Origin of the sequence: Skermanella aerolata KACC 11604 (assembly GCF_000936425.1) — a bacterium.
Classification (GTDB): Bacteria; Pseudomonadota; Alphaproteobacteria; order Azospirillales; family Azospirillaceae; genus Skermanella; species Skermanella aerolata.
Genome location: NZ_AVFK01000026.1, coordinates 53,444 through 71,085, shown reverse-complemented (window position 1 = coordinate 71,085; position 17,642 = coordinate 53,444). Strand labels below are relative to the sequence as shown.

The 17,642-nt window shown below is 65.4% G+C and carries 14 protein-coding genes; 10 read left to right on the top strand and 4 right to left on the bottom strand.

Annotation, left to right across the window (positions count from 1 at the left end):
• Positions 1-24 precede the first annotated feature (24 nt).
• The gene (locus tag N826_RS25660) at positions 25-1,419 is read left to right on the top strand and encodes an APC family permease (protein ID WP_044433410.1); all 1,395 of its coding nucleotides are present in this window, start codon (positions 25-27) and stop codon (positions 1,417-1,419) included.
• 44 nt (positions 1,420-1,463) lie between these two features.
• On the opposite strand, the gene N826_RS25655 is transcribed toward N826_RS25660, so the two are convergent.
• Complete coding sequence (locus N826_RS25655) at positions 1,464-1,721, bottom strand: hypothetical protein (RefSeq protein ID WP_044433408.1); 258 nt, start codon at positions 1,719-1,721, stop codon at positions 1,464-1,466.
• A 251-nt stretch (positions 1,722-1,972) separates the two neighbouring features.
• Here N826_RS25655 and N826_RS25650 point away from each other — a divergent pair, with 251 nt between their 5' ends.
• The 8 genes from N826_RS25650 (at position 1,973) to phoB (ending at position 12,238) form a co-directional block, all read left to right on the top strand.
• On the top strand, positions 1,973-4,246 hold the full coding sequence (locus N826_RS25650; protein ID WP_044433406.1) for an NADP-dependent malic enzyme: 2,274 nt from the start codon (positions 1,973-1,975) through the stop codon (positions 4,244-4,246).
• Positions 4,247-4,398: 152 nt separating this feature from the next.
• Positions 4,399-5,829, top strand: coding sequence for an ATP-binding protein (locus tag N826_RS25645; RefSeq protein WP_044433404.1), 1,431 nt, complete (start codon positions 4,399-4,401; stop codon positions 5,827-5,829).
• A 180-nt stretch (positions 5,830-6,009) separates the two neighbouring features.
• The gene (locus N826_RS25640; protein WP_147040403.1) at positions 6,010-7,047 is read left to right on the top strand and encodes a PstS family phosphate ABC transporter substrate-binding protein; all 1,038 of its coding nucleotides are present in this window, start codon (positions 6,010-6,012) and stop codon (positions 7,045-7,047) included.
• A gap of 96 nt (positions 7,048-7,143) precedes the next feature.
• A complete protein-coding gene (gene pstC, locus N826_RS25635; RefSeq protein WP_044433403.1) occupies positions 7,144-8,526 on the top strand; it encodes a phosphate ABC transporter permease subunit PstC in 1,383 nt (460 codons plus the stop codon).
• A complete protein-coding gene (pstA, locus tag N826_RS25630) occupies positions 8,519-9,826 on the top strand; it encodes a phosphate ABC transporter permease PstA (RefSeq protein WP_052832045.1) in 1,308 nt (435 codons plus the stop codon). The genes pstC and pstA overlap by 8 nt, the downstream gene beginning before the upstream one ends.
• A gap of 79 nt (positions 9,827-9,905) precedes the next feature.
• On the top strand, positions 9,906-10,652 hold the full coding sequence (gene pstB, locus N826_RS25625; protein ID WP_244619514.1) for a phosphate ABC transporter ATP-binding protein PstB: 747 nt from the start codon (positions 9,906-9,908) through the stop codon (positions 10,650-10,652).
• 119 nt (positions 10,653-10,771) lie between these two features.
• Positions 10,772-11,497 carry a phosphate signaling complex protein PhoU gene (gene phoU / locus N826_RS25620; protein WP_044433399.1) on the top strand — a complete coding sequence of 242 codons (726 nt, stop codon included), beginning with the start codon at positions 10,772-10,774 and terminating at the stop codon, positions 11,495-11,497.
• Between the two features lie 27 nt (positions 11,498-11,524).
• Positions 11,525-12,238 carry a phosphate regulon transcriptional regulator PhoB gene (gene phoB, locus N826_RS25615; RefSeq protein WP_044433397.1) on the top strand — a complete coding sequence of 238 codons (714 nt, stop codon included), beginning with the start codon at positions 11,525-11,527 and terminating at the stop codon, positions 12,236-12,238.
• A 12-nt stretch (positions 12,239-12,250) separates the two neighbouring features.
• On the opposite strand, the gene N826_RS25610 is transcribed toward phoB, so the two are convergent.
• Complete coding sequence (locus tag N826_RS25610) at positions 12,251-13,411, bottom strand: pentapeptide repeat-containing protein (protein WP_044433395.1); 1,161 nt, start codon at positions 13,409-13,411, stop codon at positions 12,251-12,253.
• A gap of 250 nt (positions 13,412-13,661) precedes the next feature.
• On the opposite strand from N826_RS25610, the gene N826_RS40510 reads away from it, so the two are divergent.
• Complete coding sequence (locus N826_RS40510; protein WP_052832043.1) at positions 13,662-16,286, top strand: methyl-accepting chemotaxis protein; 2,625 nt, start codon at positions 13,662-13,664, stop codon at positions 16,284-16,286.
• Positions 16,287-16,425: 139 nt separating this feature from the next.
• Here the strand turns inward: N826_RS40510 and N826_RS25600 are convergent, their stop codons facing one another.
• Together N826_RS25600 and N826_RS25595 are read right to left on the bottom strand one after the other, a co-directional pair.
• On the bottom strand, positions 16,426-16,845 hold the full coding sequence (locus N826_RS25600; RefSeq protein WP_044433393.1) for a DsrE family protein: 420 nt from the start codon (positions 16,843-16,845) through the stop codon (positions 16,426-16,428).
• Entirely contained in the window at positions 16,842-17,642 is an 801-nt protein-coding gene (locus N826_RS25595; RefSeq protein ID WP_044433391.1) for a HesA/MoeB/ThiF family protein, read from the bottom strand. Before N826_RS25595 ends, N826_RS25600 begins: the two co-directional genes overlap by 4 nt.

Genomic DNA, 17,642 nt, shown 5'->3' with positions numbered 1-17,642 from the left:
TTCACCGACAGCGGGGGGCTGACCATGACATCATCGAACTCGGGAACCGAGGCTGGCACGGGTACGGACGGGCCACCGCTTCAGCGGTCGATCGGCATGGTGCAGATGGCGTTCTATGGGCTGGGCAGCATGCTTGGCGCCGGCATCTACGGCCTGATCGGCAAGGCGGCGGGCGAGATGGGCAATGCGATCTGGCTGGCCTTCCTGGTCAGCATGGTCGCGGCGATGCTCACCGGGCTGTCCTATGCCTCGATCGCATCCCGCTATCCGAAGGCGGCGGGTGCCGCCTATGTTACGCAGCGGGCGTACCGGCAGTCGATGCTGACCTATGTGGTCGGGCTGGCGGTGATGTGCTCCGGCCTCACCTCCGTCGCGACGCAGTCGCGGGTGGTCGCCGCCAACCTTCAGCAGTTGACCTTCCTGGACGGCGTGCCGGTCACCCTGATCGCCCTGGGGTTCCTGCTGCTGCTGGCCGGCATCGTCTTCCGGGGCATCCGGGAGTGCATGTGGCTGAACATCGTCTGCACGACCGTCGAAGCGTTCGGCTTGATCCTCGTGATAGCGGTCGGCATGAGCTACTGGGGTTCTACAGATCTGCTGGAAACTCCCCCTCCGACCGATGGAGGCGTCGGCGGCATCACGGCCCTGCTGCTGATGCAGGGCGCCGTCCTGACCTTCTTCTCCTTCATCGGGTTCGAGGACACGCTGAACGTCGCGGAAGAGGTCAAGAACCCGCGCAAGGTGCTGCCCTGGGGCATCATCCTGGCGATGGTCGCGGCGACGCTGATCTATATCGCCGTCTCCATCACCGCCGTCTCGGTCGTCCCCTGGCAGGAGCTGTCCTCGGCCGCCGGTCCGCTGACCGAAGTGGTGGTGCGCGCCGCACCCTGGTTCCCGCCGGTGGCGTTCCTCGCCATCACGATCTTCGCCGTCACCAACACGGCGCTGCTCAACTACGTCACCGCGTCCAGGCTGGCCTACGGCATGGCGCAGCAGGGATTGCTGCCGCGCTTCCTGCGGAAGGTCCACTCGACCCGGCGCACGCCGCACATGGCGGTGCTGGTGCTGCTGGCGCTGATCACGGGGCTGGCGCTGATGGGCGACATCACGCAACTGGCGTCCGCCACCGTGCTGCTCCTGCTGCTTGTCTTCGCCATCGTCAACAGCGCCCTGGTCATCCTGAAGCTTCGTCCGGGCGAGCCGACCGGCGGGTTCGAGGTTCCGGTCTTCGTGCCTGTTATGGGCGCCATCGTCTGCTCCGTCCTGCTGGTCAACCGCTTCGTCACCGGCGACTGGCAGGCCCCGCTGATCGCGGCAGGTATCCTTGGCGGCATCCTCGGCCTTTACGCTCTGATGCGCCCCGAGCATGTCGAGGAAGACGACCTGGCGGCCGTACAGCAGGCGGAACCGGCCGAATAGCCGGAGCACTGAACTGAAACGTCAGGCGCCGTCCCGACCCGCCTTCACTCCTCCTGATACCCTTTGTCGCGCATGCATTTTGCGAAGATTTCGCGACGATAGGAGAACTGGGGTGTTTCCGGACTGGGACGGCGCGGGTATCCGCGCAGCTGCATCTTGATGTCCACCTGCTCGCCGCATTCGCTTTCGGCAACGGCCTGCGTCCCGGCGGTCGGTTCCCACCGCGGCTGATTGTCGCTGCCGGAGCAGGATGAGAGTAGAATCAGGGTTGCCAAGGCGGGTACGGCGGTTCTCAAAGACATTCCTGGCGCCCTTCAAATGCAGATTGCCGCAGCCATTAACGCATTAACGGTTAATTGCTGCTTTGCACAAGCCAGTCATGCGAATACAAGCGGGTTGCGCGGCCAATTCACTATGCTACCGTCCACCCTAACATAACGGGTTTCTCCGACCCACCCCGCTCTTCGGTCGAGGTGGCAGGACAAGGAACCCCCACCACCGATTTCCCGCCGTCGCCCGATAGCCGGTTCGCGGGTCATCCAAGAGGAAACGTATGGCCGACCAAGATAAGCGCGTCACTGACGAAGAGGCACTCCTTTTCCATTCGAGCGGACGCCCCGGCAAGCTGGAAATCGCCCCCACCAAGCCGCTGACCACCCAGCGCGATCTGGCGCTGGCCTATTCTCCCGGCGTCGCGGCGCCATGCCTGCGCATTCAGGAAGAGCCCTCGACCGTCTACGACTACACCGCCAAGGGCAACGTCGTCGCGATCATCTCCAACGGCACGGCGGTCCTCGGCCTCGGCAACCTGGGCGCACTGGCGTCGAAGCCGGTCATGGAGGGCAAGGCCGTCCTGTTCAAGCGCTTCGCCGACGTCGACGGCATCGACCTTGAAGTCGATACACAGGACGTCGAGGAGTTCATCAACTGCGTGCGCTTCCTGGGGCCGTCCTTCGGCGGCATCAACCTGGAAGACATCAAGGCGCCGGACTGCTTCATCATCGAGCAGCGCCTGCGCGAGATCATGGACATCCCCGTCTTCCATGACGACCAGCACGGTACCGCGATCATCGCCGCCGCCGGCCTGATCAACGCGATGCACCTGACCGGCCGCCGGATCGAAGACATCAAGATGGTTGTCAACGGCGCCGGCGCCGCCGCCATCGCCTGCGTCGAGCTGTTCAAGTCCATGGGCTTGCCCCATGAGAACGTCATCCTGTGCGACACCAAGGGCGTGATCTACCAGGGCCGCACCAACAGCATGAACCAGTGGAAATCCGCCCACGCCGTCAGGACGGAGGCGCGGACGCTGGCCGAGGCGCTGGAAGGCGCCGACGTGTTCATCGGGCTGTCGGCTAAGGGCGCCGTCACCCAGGACATGGTCCGGTCAATGGGGCCGAAGCCGATGATCTTCGCGCTGGCCAACCCCGATCCGGAAATCACGCCGGAAGAGGTGCGCGCCGTCCGCTCCGACGCCATCATCGCGACCGGCCGGTCCGACTACCCGAACCAGATCAACAACGTCCTGGGCTTCCCGTATATCTTCCGGGGCGCACTCGACGTCCGGGCGTCCACCATCAACGACGCGATGAAGATCGCCGCCGCCCGCGCCATCGCGGTGCTGGCGCGCGAGGACGTCCCGGACGAGGTCGATGCGGCCTATGCCGGCCGCCGGCTCCGCTACGGTCCCGACTACATCATCCCGGTGCCGTTCGACCCCCGCCTGATCGTCACGATCCCGGCGGCGGTTGCCCAGGCCGCGATGGAAAGCGGCGTCGCACGGAAGCCGATCATCGACGTTGCCGGCTACCGCAACTGCCTGCGCACCCGGCTCGACCCGACCGCCGACAGCCTCCAGCTCATCTTCGAGAAGGTCAAGGCCAACCCCCGGCGCGTCGTCTTCGCCGAGGGCGAGGAAGACCGCTCGATCCGGGCGGCCCTGGCTTATCGCGCCGCCGGCTACGGCACGCCGATCCTGATCGGCCGGGAGGAGATCATCCGGGAGCAGCTGACGGCGCTCGGGCTCAAGCCGGACCAGGACGGGCTGGAAATCCATAATGCCCGCCTGTCCGACGCCAACCACCGCTACACCGACTACCTCTACCGCCGGCTCCAGCGCCGAGGCACGCTCCAGCGCGACTGCCAGCGCATGGTCAACCAGGACCGCAACGTCTTCGCGGCGCTGATGGTGGCGCAGGGCGACGCGGACGCCATGGTGACCGGACTGACCCGCAGCTTCGCCACCTGCTACAAGGACATCACGACCGTCATCGACACGCGCAACAACCAGCGCGCCTTCGGAGTCTCGGTCGTGGTGACGCGCAAGCGGACCGTCTTCATCGCCGATACGACGGTGAACGAGTTGCCGACCTCGGAAGAGCTGGTCGAGATCGCGATCCAGACGGCGGCCAAGGCGCGGCAGATGGGCCACGAGCCGCGCGTGGCGTTCCTGTCCTTCTCCAATTTCGGGCAGTACATGCGCGGCCGGGCGGAACACGTCCGCGACGCGGTGGCGCTGCTCGATCAGCGCCGGATCGACTTCGAATACGACGGCGAGATGTCGGCCGACGTGGCGCTCGACCATGACCTGATGAAGCGGCTCTACCCGTTCTGCCGTCTGTCGGGACCGGCCAACGTGCTGATCATGCCGGCGCTGCACGCCGCCAACATCGGCGCCAAGCTGCTTCAGAAAATGGGCGGCGGCCAGTTGATCGGCCCGCTGCTGATCGGCCTGGACAAGCCGGCGCAGGTCGTCCAGATGGGCGCTTCCGTGTCCGACATCGTCAACGCGGCGGCGCTGGCGGCGCACGACTCGCTCCAGTGGTGATCCGGGGGAGCCTTTCGCCGTCATGGCGGAGGGCTCTCCATCCCTTCCCGCATTAATGTTTTGTGACGCCTGCCGGAACGGGGCGGAACTGGTGTAGTGTCGGTCGGATAAGAAGCCGACAATGACCAGGAAACGATCTTGCTTGTACGACCATGCAATCAAAGGTAGTTCCAGCCACGACGCCCTTCCTGCTCGGCAGCCCGTTCCTCCTGGCGCTCGCCGTCATTCTGGGTACGCTCGCGGTACTCGGCCTCATCACCGCCGGAGCGGCCGTGACCGGCGTTCTTGCCTCACTGGCGGCAGCCGTGCTGGCAACGAGGATCTACCGGCGCGACGTGACGGCGGTCGCGTCCTATATCGAGTCGCTGAAGGAATCCGAACAGAACCACAGCCTGCCGTTCGATGCATCGCCGACGGCCCGCCTGCTCGCGGCCGGCGTAGCCCGGATCCATACGGACTGGCTGGATAAGAACGGCCAACTGCGTAGCGGCCTGGAAGCGAACGAGCAGATCCTGGAGGCGCTGCACGACCCGCTGATCCTGCTGGCGCAGGATCGGGGCGTCATCAAGGCCAATGCCGCCGCGCGTGGGCTGTTCGGCGACCGCATGGCGGAGCGGGATTTGGCCGCGACGCTCCGCAACCCCCATCTGCTGGGCGCCGTCGATGCGGTGCTGGGCGGCGCTTCGTCGCGGAGCGTCGAGTTCAGCCTGCCGGTTCCCGTCGAGCGGGTATTCGAAGCGCGGGTGACGCCGTACCGGGGGCAAGGGCGCAAGAGCACCGGCACGGTCGCGATCCTGACCTTCCACGACATGACGGCGATCAAGCGGTCGGAACAGATGCGCGCCGATTTCGTCGCCAATGCCAGCCATGAACTGCGGACGCCGCTGGCGACGCTGCTCGGCTTCATCGAAACGCTGCGGGGGCCGGCGCGCGACGATCCTGACGCTCGCGACCGCTTCCTGACGATCATGCACGACCAGTCCGGCCGCATGGCGCGTCTGGTCAACGACCTGCTTTCGCTCTCCAAGATCGAGCTGGACGAGCATACCCCGCCGACCGGCCGGGCCAATCCCTTGATGATCGCGCGCAGCGCCGTCGCGGCGCTGGAGCTGAAGGCCGCTGCCCGGAAGATCCGGCTGGTCCTGACAGCGCCGGAACGGCTTCCCGCCGTGATCGGGGACGACGACCAGCTCGCCCAGGTCTTCCAGAACCTGATCGACAACGCGATCAAGTACACCCGCGACAATACCGAAGTACGGGTCACCCTGGCATCGACCGGAGGACGGCGGAGCAAGCCCATGGTCTCGATAGCGGTCGCGGACTGTGGCGAGGGCATCGCCCGGACCCATCTGCCCCGGCTGACCGAACGCTTCTACCGGGTCGATCCCGCCCGCAGCCGGGCGCTCGGCGGCACTGGCCTCGGACTTGCCATCGTCAAGCACATCGTCAACCGGCACCGGGGCCAGATGACGATCGAGAGCGACGTCGGCAAGGGCAGCACCTTCACCGTCCTTTTGCCCGTCGCTGCCGACGAGACGCTCGAGGCGGACGATTCGTTGCGGGCCGGCGGTTCGGCGGCGTAACGCCGGTAACGAAGGGCTTTGCGGCACAATCGGCCTGTGTCACGAAACTGTCATCTCCCTGTAGTAATTGTATCGCCGTTGAACGCTATGGTCCGCCGCAAGCCCGCCGGTCAGTTGCAAGGCCGCGGCAAATTCAGGCTTTTGGCCCGTATTTTGGCGAATTCGTCGGAGGACTATATCGTGATCAACAAGAAGCTCGCCGTAGCGGCACTGGCCGCTTTCGCTTCGACCGCCGCACTGATGGGCGGAGCGCAGGCTCAGGGCCGTGACCAGATCCGCATCGTCGGCTCGTCCACGGTATTCCCGTTCACCAGCGCGGTTGCCGAAACCTTCGGCCGGGGCGGCAAGTTCAAGACGCCGGTCGTCGAGTCCACCGGCACCGGCGGCGGCATCAAGCAGTTCTGCGCCGGCGTCGGCGTCGGCCATCCCGACCTGACCAATGCGTCACGCCGGATCAAGAAGTCGGAACTTGAAGGCTGCGCCGCCAACGGCGTAACCGCCGTCAGCGAGCTGGAAGTCGGCTTCGACGGCATCGTCTTCGCCAGCTCCAAGGGCGCCACCCACACCGACTATACGATCAAGCAGATCTGGCAGGCGCTCGCCAAGCAGGTCGTCGTCAATGGTCAGGTCGTGGCGAACCCCTACAAGAAGTGGAGCGACATCGACCCGGCGCTGCCGAACAAGGAGATCGAGGTCCTCGGTCCGCCCCCGACCTCCGGCACCCGCGACGCCTTCGTCGAACTGGTGATGGATGTCGGCTGCACCCAGTTCCCGGAAGTGAAGGCCCTGCCGGCCGATCAAGCCAAGGCGGTGTGCAGCCAGATCCGCGAGGACGGCGGCTATGTCGAAGCCGGTGAGAACGACAACCTGATCGTCCAGAAGCTGGTCGCCAACAAGGATGCCTACGGCGTGTTTGGCTACAGCTTCCTCGAACAGAACCTCGACAAGCTTCAGGGCGCCAAGATCAACGGCGTCGCCCCCGATCTGGACACCATCGCCAGCGCCAAGTACCCGGTCGCCCGGTCGATGTTCGTCTACGTCAAGAGCCAGCACGTCGATGTCATCCCCGGCATCAAGGAGTTCCTGGCCGAGTACACCAGCGAGCGCGCATTCGGCGAGGAAGGCTATCTGGAAGCCAAGGGACTGATCCCGCTGCCCAAGGCCAAGCGCGAAAAGGTCCGGACCGACATCCTGAACCTGACCCCCGTCACGATGTAATCGCCACGGGGCCGGGCGGAGCGTCTGTCGCTCCGCCCGGCCCCGACGGGCGATTCCCTGTCCCTTAGCTTCGTCCCGACATACCGAACGGTCCCGATGCCAGTCACAACATTCCTTTTGGTGCTTCTGCTCCTGTCGTTCGCTGGATTCCAGCTCGGCAGGACGACGGCGGTATCTTCCGCCGGCGGCAGGCTTTCCAGGCTGCATTCGGTGCCGTCCTACTACGGGCTCTATGTGGCGATGTGGGTAGGGCTGCCGGCGCTGATCCTGTTCGCCCTGTGGACCGGGCTGGAGGGGATCGTCGTCAACAACATGGTCCGGGCCAGCCTGCCGGCTTCGATCACGTCGCTGTCGGCGCAGGAAATCAACCTGATCATGGTCGACATCCACAATCTGGCCTACGGCAACATCACCAGCCGAGTTCCGGAACCGGCCCTGACGGCAGCCGCCGACTACTACAACCACCTGCGCGGCATCGGCAACGGGGCGCTGGCCGTCGTCATGCTGGCCCTGGCCTGCGCCGGCCTGTTCTTCGCCAAAGGCCGCATCCATCCGAAACTGCGGGCACGCAACCAAGTCGAGCAGGTCGTCAACGTCATCCTGATCCTGTGCTCGCTGGTGGCGATCCTGACCACCGTGGGGATCGTGCTGTCCCTGCTGTTCGAAGCGATCCGGTTCTTCACCAAGGTCCCGCCGGCCGAATTTCTGCTGGGCCTGCACTGGAGCCCGCAGACGGCCATCCGCGCCGATCAGGTGGCGTCCGACGGCGCGTTCGGCGCGGTGCCGCTTTTCACCGGCACCCTGCTGATCGCCGCCATCGCGATGGCCGTCGCCGTGCCGCTGGGCCTGATGAGCGCCATCTACATGTCGGAATACGCGCCCTCCAAGGTGCGCGGCACCGTCAAGCCCATCCTGGAAATCCTGGCCGGCATCCCGACCGTCGTCTACGGCTTCTTCGCGGCGCTGACCATGGCGCCCTTCGTCCGCGACGTCGGCCAGAGCCTCGGCTTCGGCGTCAGTTCGGAATCGGCGCTGGCCGCCGGCGTGGTCATGGGCATCATGATCATCCCCTTCGTCAGTTCGCTGTCGGACGACATCATCAACGCGGTGCCCCAGTCGCTGCGCGACGGCTCCTACGGCCTCGGCGCCACCAAGTCTGAAACCATCCGCAACGTCGTCCTGCCGGCCGCCCTTCCCGGCATCGTCGGCGCCGTGCTGCTGGCGGTCAGCCGGGCGATCGGCGAGACCATGATCGTCGTGATGGCCGCCGGCCTTGCTGCCAACCTGACCGGCAATCCGCTGGACGCCGTCAGCACGGTCACCGTGCAGATCGCGACGCTCCTGGTCGGCGACCAGGAGTTCGACAGCGCCAAGACGCTGTCGGCCTTCGGCCTCGGCCTCGTTCTCTTCACCGTCACCCTCACCCTGAACATCATCGCCCTCCGGGTGGTGCGGAAGTATCGGGAAAAATATGACTGATATCATCAGCACTCCGCGCGCGGCGCCGTATCAGTCCGACGACTTCGCCGCCCGCCTGCGCAAGCGCTACGCCGCGGAACGCCGCTTCAAGATGTACGGCATCGCCGCCATCGCCATAGCGCTCGGCATGCTGGCCGTCCTGCTCGCCAGCATCGTGTCGCAGGGCTACACCGCCTTCGCCCAGCACGACCTGTCGTTGGAAATCTACTTCGACCCGGCGGAAATCGACCCCCAGGGCACCCGCGACGAGGCCACCCTGTCGGGCGCCAACTACGCGGCCCTCGCCCGGCAGTCGCTTCAGGCGGCATTCCCCGAGGTCGAAAGCCGCACCGAGCGGCGGCGGCTGAACGCCATCGTCAGCAACGGCGCCGGTTTCGAGCTGCGCCAGATGGTGATGGACAATCCCGATCTGATCGGCACCCGCCAGACCGTCCGCTTGGCCCTGGCGAGCGACTACGACCAGTTGCTGAAGGGCAATATTGACCGCGACGTTCCGGAGGCCAACCGCAAGGTAAGCGATCAGCAGATCCAGTGGATCGACAAGCTGGTCTCCAACGGCAACATCGTGAACGGCTGGAACTGGCGCCTGTTCATGAACGGCGACAGTCGCGACCCCGAACTGGCCGGCCTCAAGGCGGGCATCGTCGGCTCGCTGCTGACGCTGGCCGTGACCCTCGGGCTCGCCATCCCGATCGGGATCTCGGCGGCGGTCTATCTCGAGGAATTCGCTCCGAAGAACAAGCTGACCGACCTGATCGAGGTCAACATCAACAACCTCGCCGCCGTCCCGTCGATCGTCTTCGGCCTGCTGGGACTGGCGGTCTTCCTCAACGCCTTCAACATGCCCCGTTCCGCCCCGGTAGTCGGCGGCATCGTGCTGGCGCTGATGACGCTGCCGACCATCATCATAGCAAGCCGCGCCGCCCTGAAGGCGGTCCCGCCGTCGATCCGGGAAGCGGCGCTGGGTGTCGGCGCCTCGCCGCTTCAGGTGGTGACCCATCACGTGCTGCCGCTGGCGATGCCCGGCATCATGACCGGCATCATCATCGGCATGGCCCATGCGCTGGGCGAGACGGCGCCGTTGCTGATGATCGGCATGATCGCCTTCATCGTCGATACCCCAGGCGGCTTCGGCGACGCGGCGACCGTCCTGCCGGTGCAGATCTTCATGTGGGCCGACAGCCCGGAGCGCGGCTTCGTCGAGCGGACCTCCGCCGCGATCATGGTGCTCCTGGCTTTCCTGATCGCGATGAATGCGATCGCCGTTGTCCTGCGCAAGCGATTCGAAAGGCGTTGGTAGTATGACCGCACACACTCAGACGATGGCCGGCATCGCCGTCCGCCCCCAGGCCGGCACGCTGACCGGCACGGTTCCCAAGATGGATGCGCGGGGCGTCAAGGTGTACTACGGCGCCAAGCAGGCGCTGAAGGGCATCGACCTGGAGATCCCCGAGCGTCAGGTGACGGCCCTGATCGGCCCGTCCGGCTGCGGCAAGTCGACGTTCCTGCGCTGCCTCAACCGGATGAACGACACGATCGACATCGCCCGGATCGAAGGGCTGATCACGCTCGACGGTCAGGACATCTACGACCGGGAAATCGACCCGGTGCAGCTCCGCGCCCGCGTCGGGATGGTTTTCCAGAAGCCGAACCCGTTCCCCAAGTCGATCTACGACAACATTTCTTACGGCCCGCGCATCCACGGCCTCGCCAGCCGGCGGGAGGAGATGGACGAGATCGTCACGAAGAGCCTTCAGCGCGCCGGTCTGTGGAACGAGGTCAAGGACCGCTTGAAGGAGCCGGGCACCGGCCTGTCCGGCGGGCAGCAGCAGCGCCTGTGCATCGCCCGCGCCATCGCGGTCAGCCCCGAAGTGATCCTGATGGACGAACCCTGCTCGGCGCTCGATCCCATCGCGACCGCGCATATCGAGGAACTGATCGACGAACTGCGCGAGAACTACACGATCGTCATCGTCACCCATAACATGCAGCAGGCCGCCCGCGTGTCCCAGCGCACCGCCTTCTTCCACCTGGGCGAGATGGTCGAGGTCGGCGACACCGAAGAGATCTTCACGACGCCGCGCGACGAGCGGACCCAGGGCTACATCACCGGCCGCTACGGCTGATCCATCCCGGTACAGTGGCGGCGCCGGTGTTGGGCCACGGCCCAACCTCCCAGGAATCGGCCCGTAGGTTGGGCCATGGCCCAACGAACTCGGCATAGTGTCTTTCAGGAAAGCGGCGCATGAGCAACGAGCATATCGTCAAGTCGTTCGCGCAGGAACTCCAGCGCCTGTCGAACCTGATCACGCAGATGGGCGGCGTGGCGGAAGCCCAGGTGGAGGCCGCCGTCCAGGCGCTCGTCCGGCGGGATACGGCCATCGCCGCCCAGGTGATCCAGTCGGACCTCCGCATCGATACCTATGAGCGGGAGATCGACAACGAGACGCTGCGCCTGCTGGCGCTGCGCCAGCCGATGGCGTCCGACCTGCGGGAGATCGTCTCGGCGCTCAAGATCGCATCCGACATCGAGCGGATCGGCGACTACGCGGCGAACATCGCCAAACGGTCGCTGGCGCTGGCCCAGTTGCCCGCCGTCCGTCCGGCCGGCGCCATCCCGCGCATGGGCCGCTTGGTCCAGGAAATCATGAAGGAAGTGCTCGACGCGTTCATCGAGCGCGATGTCGACAAGGCGGTGGCGGCGCGCCGCCGGGACGAGGAACTGGACGATCTCTATACCAGCCTGTTCCGCGAAGTCCTGACCTACATGATGGAAGACCCGCGCAACATCACCCCCTGTACGCACCTCCTGTTCATCGCCAAGAACCTTGAGCGGATCGGCGACCATGCGACCAACATTGCCGAAACGATCCATTTTCTGGTAATCGGTCATCCGCTGACTACGGAACGGCCAAAGGGCGACGAAAGCAGCTTCACGGTCGTGACGCCGCAGCCGGAGCTACAGGGTTAACAAGCCAGCCTTGGAACGAACGAACACATGAATTCGGCGCTCAAACCCCTCGTCCTGATCGTCGAGGACGAGGCGGACCTCGTAACCCTCCTCAAGTACAATCTTGAAAAGGAAAACTTCCGCACGCTCTCCGCAGGCGACGGCGAGGAAGCCTTGCTGCTGGCATCGGAGCAGGTGCCCAGCCTCGTCCTGCTCGATTGGATGCTGCCGCTGATGTCGGGCCTGGAAGTCTGCCGCCAGATGCGGCGCAACCCCAAGACCCGCGACATCCCGATCATCATGCTGACCGCCAGGGGGGAGGAGGCCGATAAGGTCCGGGGCCTCAATTCCGGTGCGGACGACTATATCGCCAAGCCGTTCTCCCCGACGGAACTGGTCGCCCGCATGCGCGCCGTGCTGCGCCGGTCGAGCCCCGGTTTGGCGGAGGAGCTGCTGAGCTTCGGCGACGTCATCATGGATCTGGCGGCCCACCGCGTCCGCCGCCAGGGCCGCGACGTGCATCTGGGACCGACCGAGTTCCGCCTGCTGCGCCACTTCATGCAGCACCCAGGCCGCGTCTTCTCGCGCGAACAGCTGCTAGATCTGGTCTGGGGCCACGACGTCTATGTCGAGCCGCGCACGGTCGACGTCCATATCCGCCGCCTGCGGAAAGCGCTGAACGAGGTCAACGACAACGACATCATCCGGACGGTGCGGTCGGCCGGCTACGCGCTGGACGAGAAGGGCGGCATCAGCGCCTGACGGAAACCTTGGTCACGGCTTGACCGGATTGAAGTCGCAGTCCTTGCAGACGGCGGCATCGTCCGGGCAGGCCGTCAGGCCCAGGCCGCACAGGTTGCTGTTCCGGATCGTCGCCCCGCTGAACCGGGTCGGCAGACCGCCGCCGCTCCGCAATTCGAGCGGCGAGAAGTCGGCTCCGGAAAAGTCGGAGAAGACGATCGACGCGTTGGTGAAGTTGGCGCCCCGCAGGTCGGCGCCGGAAAAGTCGGCGTACTGGATAATGGCGCCGGTGAAGTCGCTGGCGCTCAGGACCGCCCTCGCCAGCTTCGCACCGGACAGATCCGCGCCGGCGAACGACATGGCCGCCAGGTTCTTGCCGGTGAGATCGACACCGCGCAAGGAACGGCCGGCAAGGTCCAGCCGCTGGCCGTCGCCCCCACGGGAATTGACCCATTTCTCATGAGCTCGCAGGGAGTTGTTGATCTCCCGCACGCTATCGACATGGCGGACGAAATCGTCGTTGAAGCGTAGGATGTCGAAGACCTCGGGCGTCAGGTCGAGGACGGCATCCTTGACTTTCACATTCATCAGGTTGGCGCCCTTCAGCAGGGCGCCCTGGAGGTTGGCTCCTTCGAGGTCGGCGCCCTTCAGGTTCGCATTGGTCAGGTCGACGTTCCGCAGGTTGGCATTGCGCAGGATGCAGTTGGACATGTGCGCACCCTTGAGCGAAGCGCCCTCGAAGTTGGAATTGGACAGGTCGGTGACCTGGACCACCGTCTTCGCCTGCTGGCTGACCGGTGTGCCGCCGGCCTCGCTCTTCGGGAAGATCATCATCGAGCCCTGGCGCATGGTCGAGCCGTCGAGCTTCGCATCCCGTGCATCGGTGAAGTGGAACTTCACGCCATCCAGGGTGGCGCCGGAGAAATCCGCGTTGGCCAGATTGCTGCGGACGAAAAGGCTGTTGGTCAGGTCGGCATCGCGAAAGCGTGCCTTCTGAAGATTCGAGTATGAAAGATTGCAGAACAACAGCGAAGCCTTGGAGAAATTAAACCCCTCCAGGACAAAGTTGGACATGTTGTTCGCCATCAAATTCAATCGCTTGCCACCTTTGCCGGCAGTGAAGAGAAGGTGATTGCGCAATGCCTGGCGAATCTGCGCCAGCTTTTCCTCACTCAGGTCCGCCGAACCTGTCATGCGCCTCCCTCTCCTTGCGATGTCGGCAGTGTACCGGGTTGTATGCTCCATACTCAACATCGATCGTCACGCTATCCAGACAAGGCCGGCGGCGTTCGGAGGATGCTGGAGGCGGGGTAGACCACGCCTTTAGTTTAGGATGCCCATCAAAAGAATGAGTTTGCCTAAAAAGAGCAATAATTTATTCTCTAACGATGTAAAATAGTTCGTTCGAAAAGAACTATTTATCGAGGGTGGGGATAAATTGCCTGTGTCGAAACCTAACCGTGTTCGTGCTTCGTCTCCGGTTCCGTCCAAGGTCGAGTATAGCGAGGTCCGGCGGCGTGACGGCATCGGCACCCGCCTGTACGCCGCCTTCGCCGCGACCGCCGTCCTGACCGTCGCGGCCGGGCTGGCCGCCAACCTTTCGTTCGTTCAGATCGAGCGAAGCTTGGCGGATATGACCGATCATGGCGTTCTGGCCCTGGAAGCTTCTGCCGCATTGGAGGCTGGGGCGCTGCGGTTGACGGCGATCGCTCCGGAACTTCGTTCGGCTGCGGATTCCGCGACCAGGGCCACCGCCGCCGCCAGGGTCGACGTGGAGTTCGCGGCCGTGCGCACCGCACTCGACAAGCTGGAAACCATCGACACCATACCCGTCGCCAACTTCGATCAGGCGGCGCGGGAGATGCGCTCCGGACTGATCGACATCTCACGGAAGATGTCGGAGTTCGACCGGATGGAACTGCTGAGGCTGGCGATCATGGAAAACGTGAAGACCGTCCATCTGAACCTGCTCGACCGCACGGACGAAGCCGTGGCTGAAGGAGCGCGATCTTTGGAGCGCAGCACGGGACAGGTGGTCCGGGACAACGGCGTCGCCATCGACAAACTCGTCAACGGCGAGATCGCGGCGGTCCGGATATCGCTGGAGATGCTGTCCGACGTCAATATGGTGGGCGCTGTTCTGATCGAAGCGGTCAACGCTCAGGATGCCGGGCCGCTTCAGTCGCTCGCCAGGCGGTTCGACACTACCGCGAAACATCTGTCGTCCGGGCTCAGGCAGCTGCCTCAATCGACGGATCTTGAAGGCGCCATCTTCCTGGTGGATGCCTTGCTGGAGTACGGCCGTGGCGAGGACAACGTGTTCGCCACGCGCAGGAAGGAGCTGTCGAACACGGCCCCGGGCGATACCGAGCGCCGCAACGCCGCCAAGCGGCGCCAGGATGTGCTGCGCGACATGGCGGCGATCAGCGACCAGCTCGTGGCGCAGTTATCGCAGATTGCCGACGATGCATCGTTCAACCTGGTGACCGGCAGTTCACGGACGATCCTGCAAGGTGGCAAGCAGGTCGCCGGTCTTGTCGCCAACGAGGTCGCGACGCTCCGGTCGGCACTGGAACTGCGCGGCGAAGCGAACCTGCTGGTCGGGTTGATCGCGGCCGCCGCCAATGAAAGCGCCGTGGAGCGTCTGAAGGAGCAACGCGCCGCCTTCGAGAGCACCGCCGCGCGGATGGAAGCGCCGATGCTGGCGATGCCGGAGGATCTGCGTGGCGCGGCCCGGGAAATCGTCGCGATGGGGACCGGTGCGCAAGGCATCTTCGAGCTGAGAGCGGCGGAGATCGCGACGCTCGGGCGCGCGGCCGACATGGACGCCGCCGCACGGACCAAGGCCGTGGCCCTGGGGGCGGAAGTCGCCCGCATTTCGAACGCCGCCCGTTCCATGATGGACGTGTCGGTAGCGTCGGCGCGCGGCGCCATCGCCGCCTCCACCGCCGTCATGATCGTGCTGGGTCTGCTTGGCATCCTCGCGGTGCTGGCGATCGGCTGGTTCGTGGTGCGCTCCGGCATCGTGATCCGGCTGCGGCGGCTGACCGATGCCATGGCCGGGATCAGCGGCGGCGATCTGACCGTTCCGGTACCGACGGGCGGGCGTGACGAGATCGCCAGCATGGCGACGGCGCTTATCGTGTTCCGCGACAATGCGGTGGCGCTGGACCGGGAGCGCCGGCAGTCGGAAGGGCGGCGGGAACAGGCGGCATCCGAGCGGCGGGCGGCCATGCTCGATCTCGCCGCCCGGCTGGAAAAGCGGGTCGGCGACGTCGTTCATGCGGTGACTGGCTCGTCCGACCTGCTCCAGCGCGAAGCGGCCGACATGGCGGCCCGTACCCAGCAGACCCGCACGGAAGCCATGGCCGTCGCCGAGGCCAGCGAACAGGCGTCGCGGAATGTGGGGCAGGTGGCTGATGCCACCGAGGAACTTGCCGCTTCGACCGGCGAGATCGCCCGGCAGGTCCAGGCTTCCAGCGGTATCGCCGGGCAGGGGGTGGCGGCGGCCGAGCGGACCGACCAGACCGTCCGCAGCATGGCGGAGGCGGCGCACCGGATTGGCGAGGTGATCCAGGTGATCGAGAGCATCGCCGCCCAAACCAACCTGCTCGCCCTCAACGCGACGATCGAGGCCGCCCGCGCGGGAGAGGCCGGACGGGGGTTCGCCATCGTCGCGACCGAGGTCAAGTCGCTCGCCAGCCAGATGGCAAGGGCCACCGACGAGATCGCCCAGCAGATCGTGCAGATGCAGAACGTGGCCAGTTCCACCGTGGCGGAGATCGGGGAGATCACCGGCTTCATCAGGCGCATGAGCGAGGTGTCGTCCGGCATCGCCTCCGCCGTCGAGCAGCAGGACGCTACGACCCGCGACATCAGCGCCAACCTTCAGCAGGCCGGCATCTTCACATCCGGCGTCAACGCCAACCTCGCCGGCGTCAGTTCGGCGATAGACAGCGGCGGCCGGACAGCCCAACAGGTGCTTGAAACCGCCCGCGACCTCAGTCTTCAGGCCCGCCAACTGGCGAACGAGGTCGAGACCTTTTTGGCGGAGGTGCGGGCGGCGTGAAGGAGCGCGGAAGAGTTTGATCGGCGCTCCGGATGTGTTGGGCCACGGCCCAACCTACGAAACAGGAGCCCGTAGGTTGGGCTGTGGCCCAACAAACACGTTCCTCACACATCAACCATTCGGCCCTTGAGATAAAGCCTTAGACGAACAGCATCCGCCCGTCCGCGGGGGCGTCGTTCAGGAAGGTGACGACGCCGCCGGATACCACCGGCACGTCGGAGCGCAAGGCCGAGGCTTCCAGCCCGATCGCCTTCAGCGCCATCTCGCACACCATGACGGTGACGCCCAGGGCGACGCAGGCTTCCAGCAGCTCCTCGAATTCGGCAAGGCCGCTGCGGCCGAAATGGGCGTTGCGCTCCTGCGGCGACGATCCGTCGTCGGCGGGGTCGAGCTCGCGCCAGCCGTCGCCGGCCTTGAGCGCCAGCACGGCGCGGCCGGTGAAGAACAGCGTCGTCTTGCGGTTGGTCGCGGCGGCGGCGCTCGCCATGACCAAAGCGTAGTGGACGCGATCGAACCCTCCGGCGAAGACGACCAGGGACAGGCCGCTTTGGTCGATCATGCCGTCGCCTCGTGGGCGGAGAGGTCCGTGATGGACGGATGGCTGCCGCACAGGGGGCATTCCGGATCGGGTTTCACCTTCACCTTATGGAAGCTGGTGTTCAGCGCGTCGTACATCAGCAGGTTGCCGGACAGGCTTTCGCCGATGCTCAGGACTTCCTTGATGACTTCGATCGCCTGAACGGAGCCGACGGCGCCCGCCAGCGCTCCCAGCACGCCGGCTTCGGCACAGCTTGGAATCAGGCCGCGCGGCGGCGGTTCGCGGAAGATGCAGCGGTAGCAGGGATTGGGGCCGCCCAGATGAGACTTGAAGGTCGATAGCTGGCCGTCGAACCGCAGCATGGCGGCGGAAACCAGCGTCCGCTGACCGAGATGGCAGGCGTCGGCCAGCAGGAAGCGGGTGGCGAAGTTGTCGGTCCCGTCGGCGACGACGTCGTAGCCGGCGATCAGGCCCATGACGTTGCCGGCGGTCAACCGGGTCCGGTGGGTTTCCAGCCTAACTTCCGGGTTGATCGCCTTCAGCCGGGCCTCGGCGCTCGCGACCTTGGGCATGCCGATCGTGCCGGTGTCGTGGACGATCTGGCGCTGAAGGTTGGACAGATCGACCACGTCGTCGTCGATCACCCCGATCGTTCCGATGCCCGCCGCCGCCAGATAAAGCAGCAGCGGCGATCCAAGTCCTCCGGCGCCGACCACCAGCACGCGAGAGTTCAGCAGCTTTTCCTGACCGATGCCGCCAACCTCCGGAAGAATGATGTGGCGGGCGTAGCGTTCGACCTGGGCGTCCGTGAAATCCAT